This window comes from Novosphingobium huizhouense, assembly GCF_020179475.1.
In the GTDB taxonomy this organism is placed as follows: domain Bacteria; phylum Pseudomonadota; class Alphaproteobacteria; order Sphingomonadales; family Sphingomonadaceae; genus Novosphingobium; species Novosphingobium huizhouense.
Window position 1 is genome coordinate 406,170 of record NZ_JAILXZ010000003.1, and the last position, 17,963, is coordinate 424,132.

19 protein-coding genes are annotated in these 17,963 nt (G+C 68.2%); 9 read left to right on the top strand and 10 right to left on the bottom strand.

Annotated features, from left to right (window positions below):
* Window positions 1-28: 28 nt before the first annotated feature.
* On the bottom strand, window positions 29-295 hold the full coding sequence (locus K3A85_RS13870; protein WP_225207105.1) for a DUF6489 family protein: 267 nt from the start codon (window positions 293-295) through the stop codon (window positions 29-31).
* A gap of 133 nt (window positions 296-428) precedes the next feature.
* Here K3A85_RS13870 and K3A85_RS13875 point away from each other — a divergent pair, with 133 nt between their 5' ends.
* A complete protein-coding gene (locus K3A85_RS13875; RefSeq protein WP_225207106.1) occupies window positions 429-1,127 on the top strand; it encodes a dienelactone hydrolase family protein in 699 nt (232 codons plus the stop codon).
* A gap of 19 nt (window positions 1,128-1,146) precedes the next feature.
* On the opposite strand, the gene K3A85_RS13880 is transcribed toward K3A85_RS13875, so the two are convergent.
* Complete coding sequence (locus tag K3A85_RS13880; RefSeq protein WP_225207107.1) at window positions 1,147-2,277, bottom strand: aspartyl/asparaginyl beta-hydroxylase domain-containing protein; 1,131 nt, start codon at window positions 2,275-2,277, stop codon at window positions 1,147-1,149.
* Window positions 2,278-2,402: 125 nt separating this feature from the next.
* Here K3A85_RS13880 and K3A85_RS13885 point away from each other — a divergent pair, with 125 nt between their 5' ends.
* Window positions 2,403-2,786 carry a nuclear transport factor 2 family protein gene (locus tag K3A85_RS13885; RefSeq protein ID WP_225207108.1) on the top strand — a complete coding sequence of 128 codons (384 nt, stop codon included), beginning with the start codon at window positions 2,403-2,405 and terminating at the stop codon, window positions 2,784-2,786.
* Window positions 2,787-2,834: 48 nt separating this feature from the next.
* On the opposite strand, the gene rho is transcribed toward K3A85_RS13885, so the two are convergent.
* Complete coding sequence (rho, locus tag K3A85_RS13890) at window positions 2,835-4,091, bottom strand: transcription termination factor Rho (protein ID WP_169493880.1); 1,257 nt, start codon at window positions 4,089-4,091, stop codon at window positions 2,835-2,837.
* A gap of 251 nt (window positions 4,092-4,342) precedes the next feature.
* On the opposite strand from rho, the gene K3A85_RS13895 reads away from it, so the two are divergent.
* On the top strand, window positions 4,343-4,504 hold the full coding sequence (locus K3A85_RS13895; RefSeq protein ID WP_225207109.1) for a hypothetical protein: 162 nt from the start codon (window positions 4,343-4,345) through the stop codon (window positions 4,502-4,504).
* A gap of 6 nt (window positions 4,505-4,510) precedes the next feature.
* Here the strand turns inward: K3A85_RS13895 and K3A85_RS13900 are convergent, their stop codons facing one another.
* Window positions 4,511-4,966: a CopD family protein gene (locus tag K3A85_RS13900; protein WP_225207110.1), complete on the bottom strand. Its 456-nt coding sequence runs from the start codon at window positions 4,964-4,966 to the stop codon at window positions 4,511-4,513.
* 97 nt (window positions 4,967-5,063) lie between these two features.
* Window positions 5,064-6,557, bottom strand: a complete 1,494-nt coding sequence (locus K3A85_RS13905; protein WP_404822958.1) for a glycerol-3-phosphate dehydrogenase — start codon at window positions 6,555-6,557, stop codon at window positions 5,064-5,066.
* A 64-nt stretch (window positions 6,558-6,621) separates the two neighbouring features.
* On the opposite strand from K3A85_RS13905, the gene K3A85_RS13910 reads away from it, so the two are divergent.
* The 4 genes from K3A85_RS13910 to nadA all read left to right on the top strand — a co-directional run bounded on the left by K3A85_RS13910 (window position 6,622) and on the right by nadA (window position 10,079).
* Window positions 6,622-7,542, top strand: coding sequence for an MBL fold metallo-hydrolase (locus tag K3A85_RS13910; protein WP_225207112.1), 921 nt, complete (start codon window positions 6,622-6,624; stop codon window positions 7,540-7,542).
* The gene (locus K3A85_RS13915) at window positions 7,527-8,195 is read left to right on the top strand and encodes a DUF4230 domain-containing protein (protein ID WP_225207113.1); all 669 of its coding nucleotides are present in this window, start codon (window positions 7,527-7,529) and stop codon (window positions 8,193-8,195) included. The genes K3A85_RS13910 and K3A85_RS13915 overlap by 16 nt, the downstream gene beginning before the upstream one ends.
* Before the next feature lie 137 nt (window positions 8,196-8,332).
* Complete coding sequence (locus K3A85_RS13920) at window positions 8,333-9,010, top strand: adenylate cyclase (RefSeq protein WP_225207114.1); 678 nt, start codon at window positions 8,333-8,335, stop codon at window positions 9,008-9,010.
* 70 nt (window positions 9,011-9,080) lie between these two features.
* On the top strand, window positions 9,081-10,079 hold the full coding sequence (nadA, locus tag K3A85_RS13925; RefSeq protein WP_225207115.1) for a quinolinate synthase NadA: 999 nt from the start codon (window positions 9,081-9,083) through the stop codon (window positions 10,077-10,079).
* Between the two features lie 69 nt (window positions 10,080-10,148).
* On the opposite strand, the gene K3A85_RS13930 is transcribed toward nadA, so the two are convergent.
* The 3 genes from K3A85_RS13930 to K3A85_RS13940 form a co-directional block, all read right to left on the bottom strand.
* Window positions 10,149-11,801: a M10 family metallopeptidase C-terminal domain-containing protein gene (locus tag K3A85_RS13930; protein ID WP_225207116.1), complete on the bottom strand. Its 1,653-nt coding sequence runs from the start codon at window positions 11,799-11,801 to the stop codon at window positions 10,149-10,151.
* 197 nt (window positions 11,802-11,998) lie between these two features.
* Window positions 11,999-13,804: a DUF885 domain-containing protein gene (locus K3A85_RS13935; RefSeq protein WP_225207117.1), complete on the bottom strand. Its 1,806-nt coding sequence runs from the start codon at window positions 13,802-13,804 to the stop codon at window positions 11,999-12,001.
* 60 nt (window positions 13,805-13,864) lie between these two features.
* Complete coding sequence (locus tag K3A85_RS13940; RefSeq protein WP_225207118.1) at window positions 13,865-14,779, bottom strand: DMT family transporter; 915 nt, start codon at window positions 14,777-14,779, stop codon at window positions 13,865-13,867.
* Between the two features lie 91 nt (window positions 14,780-14,870).
* On the opposite strand from K3A85_RS13940, the gene K3A85_RS13945 reads away from it, so the two are divergent.
* Together K3A85_RS13945 and K3A85_RS13950 are read left to right on the top strand one after the other, a co-directional pair.
* On the top strand, window positions 14,871-15,983 hold the full coding sequence (locus K3A85_RS13945; protein ID WP_225207119.1) for an alkene reductase: 1,113 nt from the start codon (window positions 14,871-14,873) through the stop codon (window positions 15,981-15,983).
* Between the two features lie 24 nt (window positions 15,984-16,007).
* The gene (locus tag K3A85_RS13950) at window positions 16,008-16,889 is read left to right on the top strand and encodes an HpcH/HpaI aldolase/citrate lyase family protein (RefSeq protein WP_225207120.1); all 882 of its coding nucleotides are present in this window, start codon (window positions 16,008-16,010) and stop codon (window positions 16,887-16,889) included.
* A gap of 6 nt (window positions 16,890-16,895) precedes the next feature.
* Here the strand turns inward: K3A85_RS13950 and K3A85_RS13955 are convergent, their stop codons facing one another.
* Both K3A85_RS13955 and lipB read right to left on the bottom strand, forming a co-directional pair.
* Window positions 16,896-17,243, bottom strand: coding sequence for a hypothetical protein (locus K3A85_RS13955; protein WP_225207121.1), 348 nt, complete (start codon window positions 17,241-17,243; stop codon window positions 16,896-16,898).
* A 17-nt stretch (window positions 17,244-17,260) separates the two neighbouring features.
* Complete coding sequence (lipB, locus tag K3A85_RS13960; protein ID WP_225207122.1) at window positions 17,261-17,923, bottom strand: lipoyl(octanoyl) transferase LipB; 663 nt, start codon at window positions 17,921-17,923, stop codon at window positions 17,261-17,263.
* Between the last annotated feature and the right edge of the window lie 40 nt (window positions 17,924-17,963).

Sequence of the window (17,963 nt, forward strand, 5' to 3'; positions counted from 1 at the left end):
GCGGTCCTACGGGCGCCGGCGCATCGGCTCAATCCTTCTTCGGCGTGCCCGCCTTGAAGCCCGCCATCGCCGCGCCCGCGCCCTGCTCGACGAATTGCTTGAACAGGTTCATGCCGAGTTCGCCCATCGGTGCGATCTGCCTGGCCATGCCGGAAAGCTGGTCCATCGAGGTCACCCCCTTCATCGCGTTGGCGATCGCGTCGACATAGACGTCGTTGGCCTTGGATACGTCGGGCAGGCCGAGGAAACGGCGCGCCTCTTCGGGAGAGCAGTCGATCTCGACATTCACTTTCATGACGACACCTTCATCGCGCGCGTTCCTTCCGGCCTTTCAGGCATTTGCAAGATTGTCACTTGCGCTTGGCAAAGTCCACCGGCGCGGCCAAGCTGGGCATCGACCAACGCATCACGCAGTCAGGATGAATACCATGGGCGAGACCACGAACATTCCCGAATTCCACGGCGACGGCGAAATTCCCGTCTACGTCGCTCGGCCCGAAGGGCAGAGCGAGGCCGCGATCATCGTCGTCCCCGAAATCTTCGGCGTCAACGAGGGCATCCGGCGCAAGTGCGAGGCCTGGGCCGAACTCGGTTACGTTGCACTGGCGCCCGATATCTTCTGGCGCTTCGCTCCGGGCGTCGAACTCAACCCCGACGTACCCGAGCAGATGCAGGAGGCCTTCGGCTACTTCCAGCAATACGATGCCGACGACGGGGTAAAGGACATCGAAGCCGCGATCCGCTGGCTGCGCCATAGCCAGGCCGTCGACAAAGTCGGCCTCGTCGGCTTCTGCCTCGGCGGCCGGCTTGCCTACATGGCGGCAACGCGCACCGACATCGACGCCGCGGTGGGGTATTACGGCGTAATGATCGACCAGATGCTCGGCGAAGCACATGCCATCGCCAATCCGCTGATGCTGCACATTCCTACCGCCGACCATTTCGTCGGGCCGGAGGCGCAGAAGGCGATCCACGACGGCCTGGGCCAGCACCCCAAGGTGACGCTGCACGACTACGAAGGGCTGGACCACGGCTTCGCCGCCGAGATCGGCAACCGTCGCGACGAAGCCGGCGCCGCACTCGCCGACGAGCGGACGCGCACGTTCTTCGCCGAGCACCTGCGCTGATCGGGAAGACCCGCAGCCTTCAGATGGCGCCGGCGTCGTAGCCGTCGATGGCGCGGAAGATCGTGGCGATGGCGTCACGATCTTCCGGCGGAATTTCCGGGCGCCAGATCTCGAACAGCAGCACGACCCGCTCCTCCGGACCGTCGTTGCGCGCCTCGTGCTCGATCGAATCGTCGAAGATCAATGGCACGCCGCGCTCCCACTGGCGGACGTCGCTGCCGACGCGCAGGCTGCAGCCGGGCGCCGGCCGAATCGGGATGTGGCAGATCAGCCGCGTGTTCAACATGCCGTGGTGCGGCGCGATGTGCGTCCCGGGCTTCAGCCGCGACCACAGCGCCATCGGCGCACGGCCAGGGATCCGCGGCATCGGCGCGTGCGCGAGCGCGGCCATCGTGGCCGGGCAGGCTTGCGCGGCCGACGCGACCGGCGCTCCGTCCTTCCAGAAATAGTAGGCGCCCCAGTCCGCCTTGCCCAGCAGCGGATTGTTGGGCGCCGGCCGATTGGGCGGGGCGGTGACATAGGGCGCGAACGTATCGGCCTGCTCGACCTCGAGCACCGCAGTGAGTTCGCGCTCCATCTCGGGCAGCAGGTCGAGCATCGGCTCCAGCCAGGCGAACTCGACGGGATCGAAAAAGCGCTTCTGCGCGAGCCCGGGGTAGTAGAACAGGCTCGGCTGCTGGAGATAGAGCTGGCGCTCGCCGGTGAGCAGGCCAATCGCTTCGCCGACCACCGGCGAGACCGGACCAACTTGCGCCAGCAGGTGCTCGGCAAACGCCTTGTTGCTCGCCGCGACATAGGCTTCGGCCTGCGCCGCCAGCGGCTCGAGCCCGCGAGGCACGCCGGACAGCCCGGCCTGCGCCAATGCAGTGCGAAAAAAGCTCACCGCGCCGCGCGCATCGCCGAAGCGGTCGCGCAGCTGGCCCTTGACCAGCAGCGCGCCCACGTCGCGGGCCTGCCGGGCAAGCTGTCGGTCGAGCGCCTGTTCGGCCGCATCGAGACGGCCGAGCGCGAGTTCGGCCTGGGCCAGCGCGGCCCAGGGCGTCCGCTCGGGATCGGCCTGCGCCCCCTCGGCCAGGAGCGTCGCGGCGCGCGCGAAATCGCGATTGCGCAGGGCTGCGAGGCCCTCGTCGATGGGGTCGTCGGAAGTCACGTTCCTGGGCATAGCCTGCCACGGCTGACGATCAACGCCGATGATCAATGGTTGCGCGCGATCAATGCCGCTGCCACGGTTCGCGGCAAAGGTGGCGCAATGCCGACGATCGGGAGACGAAGACGATGCAACTGGGCCTCGGTGCTTGGCACCGCTACATGCAGAGCGGCGATCCTGCCCTGCTCGAAGAGCTGATTCATCCCGACGCGGTATTCCACTCGCCGGTGGTCCACACCCCGCAGGTCGGGCGCGACATCGTGATGAAGTACCTGCTCGCCGCCGGCGAGGTGCTTGGCAACGACAGCTTCGCCTACGTGCGCGAAATCGTCGACGGCGAGAACGTGGTGCTGGAATTCGTCAACGAGCTCGACGGGATCAAGATCAACGGCATCGACATGATCCGCTTCGATCTCGAAGGGCGGATCGCCGACTTCAAGGTGATGGTCCGCCCGCTCAAGGCGATCAACAAGGTCTGGGAACAGATGGGCGCCCAGCTCCAGAAGATGTGACGGTGCCAGCCCCAAACAAAAAAGGGGGCCAATCGGCCCCCTTCTCTTTTACTGGTTCATCGTAGCGAAGAAATCTTCGTTGGTCTTGGAGTCCTTCATCTTGTCGAGAAGGAATTCCATCGCGTCGACCGTGCCCATCTGCATCAGGATTCGCCGCAGAACCCACATCTTGGTGAGGTTGTTCTTCTCGACCAGCAGTTCTTCCTTGCGGGTGCCGCTCTTGCCCACGTCGAGCGCGGGGAAGATGCGCTTGTCGGCCACCTTGCGATCGAGCACGATTTCGCTGTTGCCGGTGCCCTTGAACTCTTCGAAGATCACTTCGTCCATGCGGCTGCCGGTATCGATCAGCGCGGTCGCGATGATCGAAAGCGAACCGCCTTCCTCGATGTTGCGCGCCGCGCCGAAGAAGCGCTTGGGGCGCTGCAGGGCGTTGGCGTCGACACCGCCGGTCAGCACCTTGCCCGACGAGGGCACGACGGTGTTGTAGGCGCGGCCGAGGCGGGTGATCGAATCGAGCAGGATGACCACGTCGCGTTTGTGCTCGACGAGGCGCTTGGCCTTCTCGATGACCATTTCGGCCACCTGCACGTGGCGCGTCGCGGGCTCGTCGAAGGTCGAGGAGATCACCTCGCCCTTAACGCTGCGCTGCATGTCCGTGACTTCCTCGGGACGTTCGTCGACGAGGAGGACGATCAGGAAGACCTCGGGGTGGTTGTCGGTGATCGCCTTGGCCATGTTCTGCAGCAGCACGGTCTTGCCGGTGCGCGGCGGGGCGACGATCAGCGCGCGCTGGCCTTTGCCCTGCGGCGAGACGAGGTCGATCACGCGGGCCGACTTGTCCTTGACCGTCGGGTCGAGCGTATCGAGCTTGAGCCGCTCGTTGGGATAGAGCGGCGTGAGGTTGTCGAAGTTGACCCGGTGGCGGACCGCTTCTGGCTCGTCGAAGTTGACCTTGATCAGCCGGGTGATCGCAAAATAGCGCTCACCGTCCTTGGGCGCCCGGACTTCGCCTTCGACGGTGTCGCCGGTGCGCAGGCCCCATTTGCGGACCTGGTTGGGCGAGACATAGATGTCGTCGGGGCCTGCAAGGTAGTTCGCCTCGGGGCTGCGCAGGAAGCCGAAGCCGTCGGGCAGGACCTCGATCGTGCCGATGCCGAGAATTTCCTCCCCGTCTTCGGCCACTTCCTTGAGGATGGCGAACATCAGGTCCTGGCGACGCAGCGTGCTGGCGCCTTCGACGCCGAGTTCCTCGGCCATCTCGACCAGTTCGGCCGGAGTCTTCTTCTTCAGTTCTTTCAGGTGCATTTCATCGTTTCCGAAACAAGGATGGGCCGAACCGGCAAGGTCATGGGGCTTGGAGAAAGCGGACCTGTGGGAGGGCGCGAATGAAAAGCGCCACTGCCGGAAAGCGCCTCCGTCATAGGGATGCCCGGTCGGCAGGTCAATCGGCAGCGGCGGCGGAACCGGGCGTTCGGCATGGGCGTTGACCGGTCGCGCGCCCGACGCCCGACGACGTCGGCGCAGTGTCAGCAAGCTGCCCGGAGAGAGAGGCCCCGATGAGCATCCACCTGCCCGCCCGCGCGGCTCCTTTCCCCAGGCCGGAGCCGCGCCCGGTCCCGGCCAACGCCTGGGCGACATATTGGAAGCATCTTCGCGCCGGCCCGCGCCTGCTCGTCCGCAGGACGATGCGCGACGGGCTGCACTGGCTGCGCGGCTAGCGCCGCTCAGAACGGCTTGAGGATTACCAGAATCACGATCAAGGCAGCGGTGACCCCGGGAATCTCGTTGAGCAGGCGCAGCCGCCGCCCGGTGAGCCGGGCCTGCCCTTGCCAGAGCGACTTCGCGTACCCCGCCAGCCACATATGGTAGGCCGTCAACACCAGCACCAGCGCCAGCTTGGCATGGAACCACGGCTGTTGCAGCGCCCCGATCGTCACTGCGAGCGCAAGGCCGAGCACCCAGACCACGGTCAAGGCCGGCCACATGATGATCTTGAGCAGCTTGCGCTCGCGATCCGACCAGGTCGCGTGCATCGGCCCGGAAAGGCGGCCGTCCGTCATCGCGTCTTCCTGATGGTAGACGAAGTAGCGCGGCAGCATGAACAGGCCCGCCATCCAGAAGATCACGAAGATGACATGGCCGGCCTTGAGCCAGAGATAGAGCATCGACAGCACCTGCATTTGGACCCGTCCGGTTGGTGTTCCGCTGGCCCCCGTCAGATGGGGGCTTTCGGGGCTGGATGAAGACTTGGCAAGGCCCGTCTTTCGGGAAAGGGCATCAGCCGGGCGAGGTCATGCGCCGCTCGAGCGCTTCGACTTGCGCCGCGTCGAATCGCAGCCCCAGCTTCGAGCGGCGCCAGAGCACGTCCTGAGCCGTCATCGCCCATTCGCGTGTGACGAGGTGGTCGAGCTCGGCCTCGGTCAGGCCATGGCCGAGGTCGCGCCCCATGTCGGCGCGCGCGAAGCGCAGTGCGTCGGTGCCATAGGCCCGCGCCAGCCGGTGCACCGTCCCCGGCGGCAGGCCGCGCGCGATCGCTGCGACTTCCTGCTCGAGAGGCAGCAGGTTGTCCGCCTCGTCGCGGCCGTCGGGTTCGAAATCGCCCCCGGGGAGCGGCGCGCGCGCGGTCCAGCCGGCATTCGCATCGATTCCCAGCCGTTCGAGCGCCGCCTCGGCCAGCGTGCGGTGCGTGGTGATCTTGCCTCCCAGCACCGTCAGCAGCGGCGCCGAGTGCGCATCGGCGCCGCGGTCCAGCTCGAACTGGTAGCCGCGCGTCGCCGCTTCGGGGCGCCCGCTGCCGTCGTCGGCGAGCAGGCGCACGCCCGCGAAAGACCAGATCACGTCGGCCGGCGTCGGCGCGCGCCGGAAATAGCGCGCGGCAGCGTCGCACAAGTAGGCGATCTCGGCCTCGCTGGCGCGCGGCGGATCCGCATCGGCGCCCTCCTCGGAATCGGTCGTGCCGATCAGGGTGTAGCGGTGTTCGTAGGGGATCGCGAAACAGATCCGGCCATCGGGCAGTTGCAGGAACAGTGCGCGCGGATCGTCGTGTAGCCGCGGCACGACGATGTGCGAACCGCGCACCCGGCGCAGCAGCTTCGAGCGGGTTTCCTGCGCGCGATCCATGACCTGGCCGACCTGCGGCCCGGCGGCATTGACCACCATCGCCGCGCGGAACGGCTCGCCACCGTTGCAGCCGGCGGTGTCGATGCGCCAGACGCTGCCTTCGCGCGCAAGCCGGGTGACCTCGCAGCGCGTGACCACTTCGGCGCCCCGATCGGCGGCATCGCGCGCGAGCAGGACGACGAGGCGGGCATCGTCGACCCAGCAGTCGGAATATTCGAACCCTGCGCGGATCTTCTCGCGCAGGCCCATCTCGCCGGCCAGGTCGATGCGCGCGGCAGGTGGCAGCGCTTCGCGCCCCCCGATGTGATCGTAGAGCCAAAGCCCCGCGCGCAGCATCCAGGCAGGGCGCCCCTCCTTCACCAACGGCAGGACGAAGCGCATCGGCCAGACAACGTGCGGCGCGATGCGCCACAGCACCTCGCGCTCGCGCAGCGCCTCGCGCACCAGCGAGAATTCGCCATGCTCGAGATAACGCAAGCCGCCGTGGATCAGCTTGGTCGAAGCCGAGGAGGTGCCCTGCGCAAGGTCGCCGCGCTCGAGCAAGAGGACCGAAAGACCGCGCCCCGCCGCGTCGCGCGCGATGGCCGCGCCGTTCACCCCGCCTCCGATCACGGCAAGGTCGTAGAGGAAGGGCGGCTCCATGTGCGCCATCCTGCGCTGCAATCGCCGCCCATGCAATATTGCTTACCGGCCCGCGCATCCCCATACCCTTGCCATGGCCAGCACCGAATTTTCGCTCGAAGACAGTTCCACGTGGAACACGGGACGCGCGGTCGAGCTCGAACCGCTGGTGCGGCGCGTGCTCGCGCCCAATCCTTCGCCCTACACCTTTACCGGGACGCAGACCTATCTGGTCGGGCGGGGCGCAGAGGTGGCGGTGATCGACCCCGGCCCGCACGGAACGGGCGTGGCGGGTCATGCCGACACCAATGGCGAAGGCCATGTCGAAGCGATTCTCGAGGCCGTGGGCGATGCGACGATCGTCGCGATCGTCTGCACCCACACCCACCGCGACCACAGCCCGGCGGCGCTGCCGCTGAAGGCGGCCACCGGCGCGCCGATCATCGGTTGCGCTCCGCTCGTCCTCGCCGACGACGGCCCCCGCGCCGACGCGGCGTTCGACCCGACCTACCGCCCCGACCGCGCACTGGCGGACGGCGAGCGGCTGAGCGGGGATGGCTGGACGATCGAGGCGGTGGCGACGCCGGGGCATACCAGCAACCATCTTTGCTATTCGATCGTGGAATCGGGGGCATTGTTCACCGGCGACCACGTGATGGGCTGGTCGACCAGCGTGGTCTCGCCGCCCGATGGCGACATGGGCGCCTACATGGCCTCGCTGCAGAAACTGCAGGAGCGCGAGGACAAGGTCTATTACCCCGCGCACGGCCCGCAGATCGACAATCCGCGCCAGTTCGTGCGGGGCATGATGGGCCACCGCCGCCAGCGAGAACGCCAGATCCTGAACCTCCTGGGCGAAGGCCCGCACGAGATTCCGGCGATGGTCGCCGCGATGTACAAGGGGCTCGATCCGCGCCTGACCGGCGCTGCCGGCCGCTCGGTGCTGGCGCATCTGGTCGACATGGAACGACAGGGCCGCGTCGCGGTTGCGGGGGAGACATGGAGCCTGACCTGACCCCTTCCCGTCCCGCAGCCCCGGCCGCCGCACCGGCCCCGGCGCGCGCCTCGGCGCTGCCCTGGCTGCTGTTCGTCGGCGCCCTTGCGATCGCCGCGTTTCTTGCGTGGAAGCTATGGCGTCCGGCCGATATCGGCGATCCGCTCGCGACCAGCCTCGTTGCCTTCGAAAAGCAGAACACCCTCACCGTGTTCAGCGCGCAGCTGGCGCCGGTGGTATCGAGCGACGATGCCCGCCTGTTCGGGCTGGTCAAGGCAAAGCAGGTCGCGGTGATCCCGGCCCGGGTCGACTATACGCTCGATCTTTCCGGCATCGGGCGCGAGCGGATGCGCTGGAATAGCGAGACCAAGACACTGGCGGTGCGCCTTCCGCCGCTCGCGGTCAGTCGCCCCAACCTCGACGAGGCCCGCGCGCAGTACCTGCGCGAAGGCGTGTGGATCGGGCGCGAGGCGCAGGACAAGCTGACCCGCGACAACACCCGCCTCGCCGAACGGCTGGCGGTCGAGCAGGCCGCCAATCCGGTGCTGATGAACCTCGCACGCGGGGCGGCAAAGGATGCGATCCGCCAGAATCTCGCGATCCCGCTGCAGGTTGCGGGCTATGGCGATGTCAAAGTCGTGGTAGCATTCGACGGAGAGCCGACTCCGATGTGACGGGCGTCATTGGAACCGGCATCCCGCCAGCGTAATCGCGCGGCGGGACTGCAGGGAGAACACCAATGGCGACTGCCGCATCAATACCGCCCGATATCAATAGCTTCTCCGCGCGGGACCGCGACTTCCACGTCCGCATGGCGACGGGCCTCGCGATCTTCGTGATCTTCGCCTTCGGCCAGTTCGCGCTGCGCGGGCTCAGCAATCCGGCGACCGCGCCGTGGTGGGTCCACGCCCACGGGTTGCTGATGCTCGGCTGGATGGGGCTGTTCATCGTGCAGACCCGGCTGGGGCGGGCGCAGACGAACAAGGCCCGCTCGATGGAGCTCCACCGCGCGCTCGGCTGGGCCTCGTGCCTGCTCGTGGCGGCGATCGCCGTGGCCGGGGTCAATGCCGCCTATCGCGCCGTCGAACTGGGCCGAGTCCCGCCGTTCTTCACGCAGCCCTATTTCGTCGCGCTGACCTTTGCCGATATCGCGGGTTTCGTCGGCGTGTTCGCCGCCGCCGTGGCGCTGCGCAGGCATGCGCCCTGGCACCGGCGGCTGATGCTCGCCTCGGTGATCCTCGTGCTCGAGCCGGCGTTCGGCCGGCTGGTGCCGCTGCCGCTGCTGGGCGCGGCGGGGCCGTGGGTCGAGCGCGCCTGCCAGATCGCGGTCTTTGCCTTCCCGCTGCGCCACGACCTGCGCACGATCAGCCGGGTCCATCCGGCGACGCTCGTCGGTCCGGCGGTGGTGGTGGCGGAACAGGCGGCAATTCTCGCCCTCGCCGCCTTCCCGCCGTTCGTCGCGCACGTGCAGGCTATTGCCGCAGCCTGATCGGCTCCCTAAGTCCCTCCCAGCCCGGGGCGGCCCCTTCCGTCTTGCCCGTCCCGGCGGGGAACCTTCGATGACCGCGCAGCCGACCAATCTTTCGGGCCTCGACCTGCGGGCCGAGATCGACCGCCTCCGCAAGGAGCGCAACGCGGTCATCCTAGCGCACTACTACCAGCGCCCGGAAATCCAGGACCTCGCCGATTTCGTCGGCGATTCGCTCGAGCTTTCGCGCAAGGCGGCGGCGACCGACGCCGACGTCATCGCGTTTTGCGGCGTCAAGTTCATGGCCGACACCGCCAAGATCCTGAGCCCCGAGAAGATCGTGGTGCTGCCCGACCTCGACGCCGGGTGCAGCCTCGAGGACTCGTGCCCGCCCGACAAGTTCAAGGCCTTCCGCGAGGCGCATCCCGACCACATCGCGCTCACTTACATCAACTGCTCGACCGAGGTGAAGGCGCTCAGCGACGTCATCGTCACCTCGTCGAGCGCCGAAACGATCCTCGCCCAGATCCCGGAAAGCCAGAAGATCATCTTCGGGCCTGACCGGCACCTTGGCGGCTATCTCAACCGCAAGTTCGGGCGCGACATGCTGCTCTGGCCGGGCGTGTGCATCGTGCACGAAGCCTTTTCGGAGACCGAGCTGCTCAAGCTCAAGGCGCAGCACCCCGATGCGCCGATCGCCGCGCACCCCGAATGCCCGCCGCACATCGTCGACCACGCCGATTACGTCGGCTCGACCAGCGGCATCCTGCAATTTGCCAAGACCATGCCCGGCGATACGCTGATCGTCGCCACCGAGCCGCACATCATCCACCAGATGGAGCTGGCGATGCCGGAGAAAACCTTCATCGGTGCGCCGGGGGCGGACGGCAACTGCAACTGCAACATCTGCCCCTACATGGCGCTCAACACGCTGGAGAAGCTGTATCTCGCGCTGCGCGACCTGCAGCCCCGCATCGAGATGGACGAGGACCTGCGCCTTGCCGCCAAGAAGAGCCTCGACCGCATGCTCGACATGGCAAGCGGTACGGTCGGCCTCGGCGATCTGGGTGCGCGGCCGTTCGGCGCCTGACGCCAGCGCAACGCACGAAAAAAGGGGCGGCCTCGCGAGAGGTCGCCCCTTTCCTTTGTCAGCGCGGGGTCAGAGGAACAGGACGTCGCTCTGCAGCACGGTGCTGCTGACGGTGACGTCGAAGTCGGCCACCTTGTCGCCATTGAGATCGGCCATCAGGTGCCCGCCGGCAAAGCGCAGCTCGCCCGCCGCGCCGCTGAAGCCCGCGCTGCCGATCCAGGTGAGGTCCGCGCCCGCGCCGTCGACGGTGCTGCCGAGGTGGCGCAGGTCGATCCGGTCGGTGCCCGAGACGAAATCGGCGATGGTGTCCCCCTTCTCCACGACGTGGAACTGGAACAGGTCGGCGCCGGCCCCGCCATAGAGCGTGTCCTTGCCTTCGAAGCCGTTGAGCACGTCGTCGCCGCCCAGCCCCTTGAGCACGTTGGCGACCTGGTTGCCCCAGATCACGTCGCGCGCCGAGCCGCCGATCGCGTTCTCGATCGTCGTGCCATAGGCGATCGACAGGTTCATGTATTCGGTGGCGCGCACGCCCGACACGCCGGTGTCGTAGAAGATGTTGTCGGCGTTGGCGGTCATGAACCTGTTGGCGACGTTGTCGATTCCGGCCTGGGACGCCGGATTGGCCACGGTTCCCCCGGCCAGCGCGTTGAGCGCGGCGCGGTTGGCGTTGACCGTGGCGACGTCGGCCGCCGCCTGCCCGACCGAGCTGAACGAGCCGGCATGCAGGTCGATCTGCTGCGAGGCGGTGAAGCCCGACAGGTCGAGCGTGTCGATGCCGCCGGCGTCGTAGATCGACAGGTAGGGATAGGCGTTCTTCGAGAAGTCGTAGACCACGTTGCCGGCGTTGCTGTTGAAGCCGTAGGTGGTGTTGCCGGCACGAGTCGTGGTGTCCGCGCCGTACTTCGACTGGATCGTCAGGATGTCGTGCAGCAGCGGCGTCTGGGCATAGCCGTAGAACACCGTCGACCAGTCGATGATGTTGGCACCGGTTTCGGCAGCATCCCAGTAGGACATGATCGTGTACTGGGTGCTGTCCTGCGCATATTCCGCGTAGTTGGCGTAGGTCAGCGGCAGGTTCGGGTCGTAGTTGTAGTTGCCCGGGTGCGACAGGCCGAGCGTATGGCCAAGCTCGTGCACCAGCGTGGTCTTGCCATAGCCGCCGAAGCCGAACCACGCGTTGGTCCAGTTCACCGCGGGATCGGCGACGAACACGTCGGACTGGAACTTGTAGCCCTGCTTGCCCGGATAATAGGCATAGGCCTGGGCCGGATCGTAGGAGTTGGCGAACTGGATGTCGGCGCCGATGCCGTTTTTCTCGACGAACTTCTGCGGGATAAGGTCGTCCCACAGCTGGATCGAGGCGCGCGCTTCGGTGCGCTGCTGGGCGCTGAACGGCGAGAAGCCGTAGCCTGCGGTAAAGCCGAAGTTGGGGTTGTTGTAGACCCCGGTGAGGTGCGACAGGTCGGTGAACGAATAGGTGATGACGCCATTGGGCGCCTTGAGCGTGGTGCCCGAATCGATATGCGCCTTCACGCCGTCGAGATCGATGACCGGCTTTCCGCTCCAGCTGAAGCCGACATAGTCGTCGAGGTTGAAGCCGCTCGGAGTCGAGACGGTAAGACTGGCGAGCCCGAGCTCGACGGGATTGCCGAGCAGCTCGAACGGATCGGCTTCGGGATGGGCCGACAGCAGGGCGGCGGCCTTCTGGGTATTGGTTGGCATCACGGTCCCCCGGATATGGGTCTACCCCCGCGCCAGGTGCGGCGCAGGACAGGCCAGCAGCTGGGCCGCCGGCGCCGCGGGGTCGAAAATGCCCGGAAGCGACCGGAGACTCATTTCAACTGTAACCAGAGGACAGGTATAACCGTGTGTTTCCGGATGCCTACAGAAAATTCATATTAACGAAATATGACTCCGGCCTACTCGATCGGCAGGCCGAACATCAGCTGGCGCACGTACTTCACTGGCGGCATGCCGTGGCCCAGCACGGCGTCGTTGTAGGCGCGCAGGTCGAACTTGTCGCCGAAGCGGGCCATCGCCTCCTCGCGCAGCGCGCGGTGCTCCTCGTAGCCGGTGAAGTAGCTGAGCAGCTGGACCGACGAGAGGTTGGCGCGCACCCACTTGCCTGCCGCCTCGCGCTCCTGCTGGAAGGCGCCCTTCATCATCAGGTCCATGGCCTGGTCGCGGGTCATGCCCTCGGTGTGGATGCCGATGTCGAGCAGCGTGTTGGTCACCGAGCGCAGCCGCATCTTGAGCACGGTCAGCTGGAACAACGGGTCGCCGCCCAGGTAGCCCTGCTCCTTCATCAGCCCTTCGGCATAGACCGCCCAACCCTCGACGAACGGGCCGGAGCCGAGCACGGCACGCAGCACCGACGGATCCTTGATCGCGTGATCGAGCTGCAGGTAGTGTCCCGGCATCGCCTCGTGGATCGCCAGCTCGTGGATCATGTAGCGGTTGTATTCCGACAGGAACGAGGTCGCCTGCGCGTCGGTCCAGTCGTCGGGGATCGGCGAGACCGCGAAGAAGTTGGCGCCGTCGCGCTCGAGCGGCCCCGGCGCATCGTCGTAGGCGACCGCGTTGCCCTGGCGGAACTTGGGCATCGTCACGATCCTCACCGGCCCGTCGGGCATCCCGACGAAGCCCTTCTCCTTCACGAACGCGGTGGCCTGCGCCAGCGCGTCGCGGCTCGCCTGCTCGAGCCCGTCGCGCGGCGGGCGCTGGGCATAGCTCAGCTGCAGCGCGGCCTCGATCGCCGCCTGCTGCTGCTCGGCCGTCGGCGCGGCCGGCAGCGTCCGGTCCTTGAGCACCTGCCGCGCCAGCGCATACATCTCGGCGCGGATGTCGGCCTTGGCCTTCTCGGCCTTGGCCTTGAGCTCGGGCCGGGTCATCGTCGACTGCAGCTCGAACGCCATCTGCCGGTCGTAGAGCGCGGCGCCCAGCCGGAAGTCGCCGTTGGCCTGCGGCACCAGTACGGTGTCGAGCCAGGTCTGCTGCTCGGCCACCGCCGCCTTCACCCCGGCGAGCGCCCTGTCGAAGCGCGCGCGGGCAACCGGGTCGAGCTCGCCGGCATGGGGAGCGAGCATCGTCTCGGCGACCTCGACGATGCCGGCGTTCTGCTTCGAGACCGTTTCCGCATAGACCTTGGGCACGCGCGCGAGCTGGAGCTGGCGGCGGCTCTCGGCGAGATAGGCGGGCAGCGCCTCCATCCGCGCGGCGGCCGAGGCGAGCCGCTGCGGCCATGGCGCGAAATCGCGCGCGGCGAGCGTGTAGAGCGCATTGGCCGCCTCCTCGTTGTAACCTTGCGCATTCCACGCCCAGCTCTGCAGCGTTTCCAGCCGCCACAGCCGGTATTCGAGATCGTTGATCAGCAGCAGCCGGTCGAGCTGGTTGTCGCGCGACAACTTCGCCGGGTCGCTTGCCCGCGCCGCGGCGAGCAGCGTGCGCCATTGCGCGGTCGCAGCCGCCCGGCCCTGCGCGCTGATGTCGGACAGGCGATCGTCGTAGCGATGGTCGCCCAGCGCGGTCGCGGTCACCGGCTCGAGCCGGACCAGCGTCTCGATGGTGCGGTCGGCGAGCGCGCGGAACGCGGCGTCATCCGCGCTTTGCGCCATCGCTGCATGGGTCGGGTGGGTCTGCGCCAGTGCGGGAACGGGCAGGGCAGGAGCGACCAGGGCAGGAACGGCAAGCGCGACGAGCGCGGCGGCGGAAACGGCAGACTTCATCGGCATGGCTCTCCGGCAACCAGACTGGTTGCACCTGCTACCAGCCGCACCCCAGGCGGGCTAGTCCGCTTTCGGCGGCGCCTCGCCCAGCCGCGCGAGGAACAGCGCGGCCGCCACCAGCACCATCCCGAAGCCGTCGAGCGCGCCCAGCGTCTCGCCGAACGCGAACCAGCCGGCGAGCACCGAAACCGCCGGCTGGGTCAGCAGCGTCAGCCCGATCACCAGCGGCGGGAAATGGCGCAGGGCATAGACCAGCAGCCCCTGCCCGACGACCTGGCTGCCCAGCGTCAGCGCGATCAGCGGCCACCAGTTGTGCGGCAGGATCGTCTCGCCCAGCGCCAGCGCGATGGCGAGCAGCACCGGCGCTCCGGTCAGGCTCGAATGGAACAGCAGCGCCCAGCTGCCGAAGCGGGCGCGCCCGCGTTGCAGCAGCAGGATGTAGAAGGTGTAGAACAGGCCGGCGAGAATGCAGAAGAGGTCGCCGACCAGCGTCGCGTGGTCGATCTCGAGCGAGCGGCCGAGCAGGATCGCCGAGCCCGCCAGCGCCGCCAGGATCGCCAGCACTTCCATTCCGCGCGGCGCCCGGCGCGCGGCGATCACCCCCCAGGCCATCAGGATCAGGCTGCCCGAATTGCCGAACAGCGAGGCGTTGCCGAGCCGCGTCCGCGCAATGCCGATGTGCCAGCTGGCGAGGTCGGCGGCGAACAGCACGCCGGCGGCGGCCACCGCAGCCCACGCGCCGCGGCCCATGCCCGAGAGCGGCTGGCGGTTGCGGTTCGCCAGCAATGCAAGCAGCGGCAGCGCCAGGGCAAGCCGCCAGAAGCCCGACGCGACCGGCCCCGTATCGGCAAGGCGCACCGACCACGGGCCCAGCGCCAGCGCGACGTTGCCGGCGAGCAGCGCCGCAAAATGGCGGGCGGTGGGTTGGTCGGGGGACGCCGTCGCGGCGCTCTGGCGCGTGCTGAGGGTTGACATGGGGGACGGTGTTCCCGCTAGACAGGTTGCAAAAGGAAACGGGAAGTCTCGTGTCCTGCAACCGTCATTTCATCCTGCAAAGGTCTTGTCCATGCACGATTCCCTGTTCCAGCCGATCCAGCTCGGCGCCATCGCCGCGCCCAACCGCGTTCTCATGGCCCCCTGCACCCGCACCCGCGCGCAGGACGACTTCGTACCCAGCGCGATCATGGCGACCTATTACGCGCAGCGCGCCGATGCCGGGCTGATCATCAGCGAGGCCACCGGGATCAGCCAGGAAGGGCTCGGCACCGCGCGCGCGCCGGGAATCTGGAGCAAGGCGCAGGTCGAAGGCTGGAAGCCGATCACCGAGGCGGTGCACAAGGCCGGCGGGCGCATCGTCTGCCAGCTCTGGCACATGGGCCGCATCGTCCACCCCTGGTTCCTCGGCGGCGAACCCCCGGTCTCGGCCTCGGCCACCCGGCTCGAGGAAGGCAAGGCGCACACCCCCGCCGGGCGCTTCCCCTACGAGACCGCGCGCCCGCTGCGCATCGACGAAATGCCGCGGATCGTCGAGGACTATGCGCTCGCCACCCGCAACGCGCGCGAAGCCGGTTTCGACGGGGTGCAGCTCCACGCCGCCAATGGCTACCTGATCGACCAGTTCCTGCGCTCGAGCACCAACCTGCGCGATGACGACTACGGCGGCTCCGCCGAAAACCGCGTGCGGCTGCTGCGCGAAGTGCTCGAGGGCATCGTCTCGGCCTGGGATGCGCCGCACGTCTCGGTGCGCCTCTCGCCCAACGGCGACAGCCAGGGCGCCGACGATCCCGATCCGGCGACGCTGTTCGCGCACGCGGCGCAAGTGGTGCAGGACGCGGGCGCCGCGTTCCTCGAACTGCGTCAGCCGGGGCCCGACGGCACCTACGGTTCGACCACCGTGCCCAAGCAGGACGCCGTCATCCGCGCGATCTACAAGGGTCCGCTGGTCCTCAACAGCGACTACACCGCCGAAGACGCCGCGCAGGACGTCGCCTCAGGCCGTTGCGATGCGGTCAGCTGGGGCCGGCTCTACCTGTCCAATCCCGACCTCGCCACGCGCATCCGCAAGGGCGCGCCGCTCGCTCCCAACCGGGGCGCGCCCAAGACATGGTACTATCCGAGCGAGGAAGGCTATACCGACTACCCGACGCTCGAACAGGAAGCCGCCGGCGCGGTCGCCTGATCGGTCCGGCAGGGAGATTTGCACGTGCGCATTCCACGGTCCTGGCTGTTCGTGCCGGGCGACAGCGAGAAGAAGCTGGCCAAGGGTCCGGAAACCGGTGCGCACGCGCTGATCGTCGATCTTGAAGACGCGGTCGCGCCTTCGGCCAAGGCCGAGGCGCGCCGCGTCACGGGAGAATGGCTCGAAGCGCACAAGCGCCAGGTCACCTTGCGCAAGCAGGTCCACTGGGTGCGCATCAATGCGGTCGACACAGGGCTGTGGCGCGACGATCTCGCCGCGGTGATGCCAGGCGCGCCCGAAGGGATCATGGTGCCCAAGGCGCAGGGCCCCGACCAGGTGCGGATGATCGCCGCCGAGATCTACGAACTCGAACAGCGCCACGGCATCCCCAACGGCCAAACCAGGATCCTGCCGCTGGTCAGCGAGACCCCGCGCGCCGCCTTGACCATCGCCGCCTATGCCGAGGCGCCGATGCCGCGGCTGGCGGGCCTCACCTGGGGCGCCGAGGACCTCGGCGCCGAACTCGGCGCCGCGCGCAAGCGCGACGAGAACGGGCTGTGGACCGACGCCTTCCGTTACGTCCGCGCGCAGACGCTGCTCGTCGCCCATGCCGCGGGCGTCTGGGCGATCGACACCCTCCATGCCGATTTCCGCGACGAGGACGGCCTGCGCCGCGCCGCGCTCGCGGCCAAGGGCGACGGGTTCGCCGGCATGCTGGCGATCCATCCCGCGCAAGTGCCGGTGATCAACGCCGCCTTCGCGCCGAGCGAGGCCGAGCTCGCCGAAGCGCAGGCGATCGTCGCGGCCTTCGCCGCCGCGCCCGATGCCGGAACCCTGCAGCTCGATGGCCGGATGATCGACCAGCCCCACCTCAAGCAGGCGAAGGCGCTGCTCGGGATCGCCTGAACCGCGTCAGGGCGTGGGCGCTGCCGGCGCAGTTGGCGCCGCAGCGGCCGGCGCGGCGGCCTTTTCCCCGACCCCCACCCCGGCTTCGGCCGCGGGCTGGTCTTCGGCCGCGCCGCTGGCCGCATCGTCGGGCGCGCGCGCAGCCCTTGCCGCGCCGCTCGGCGCGACCGGCTGGAGCGGCGGTTGCGCGGTCGATGTGTCGAGGTCGATCATCGCATCGCTGACCGTGCCCGGCAGCACCTCGCCGCCCGCCGCGGGCGCACCCTTGTCCGCGTCCTGCTTTCCGCAGCCGGCAAGCGCGAGCGCCGCCAGCGGGGCGAGGACAACCAGGCGGGTGGTCTTGGCAATGGGCATCGCGCGGTTTCCTGTGATCATGGCGGCGGGCAGGCGACGTCGAGCTTGTCGAGGAAGGCCCCGGCGCGCGCCAGCAATGCCGCATCGAATGCCTCGGGCGCAACCGACAGGCCGAGGTCGGCGAGGCTGGTCACGCCGAATTCCTCGATCCCGCAGGGAACGATGCCGCCGAAGTGCGCAAGGTCGGGCGAAAGGTTGACCGAAAAGCCGTGCATCGTCACCCAGCGGCGGATGCGCACGCCGATCGCGCCGATCTTGGCCTCGCGCCCGTCGCGCCCCTTCGTCCAGATGCCGATCCGGCCCTCGGCGCGCCAGCTCTCGACGCCGAAGTCGCCGAGCGTGTCGATCACCCAGCCCTCGAGCGCATGGACGAAGCCGCGCACGTCGCGCGCGCGCTTGCGCAGGTCGATCAGGACATAGCCGACACGCTGGCCGGGGCCATGGTAGGTATAGCGCCCGCCCCGCCCGGCCTCGACCACCTCGAAGCGCGGGTCGAGCAGCTCGGCGGCCGCGGCGCTCGTGCCCGCCGTATAGACCGGCGGATGCTCGAGCAGCCAGATCAGCTCCTCCGCGCGGCCCTCGGCGATCGCGGCATTGCGCTGCGTCATCGCATCGAGCGCCTCGCGATAGGGCACGGCGCGCGCTTCGCGCCGGATCTCGATGTCCCGCAACATGTCCATGCCGGCTGCGATGGTGCCTCGCACGACAAAGTGCAAGGGG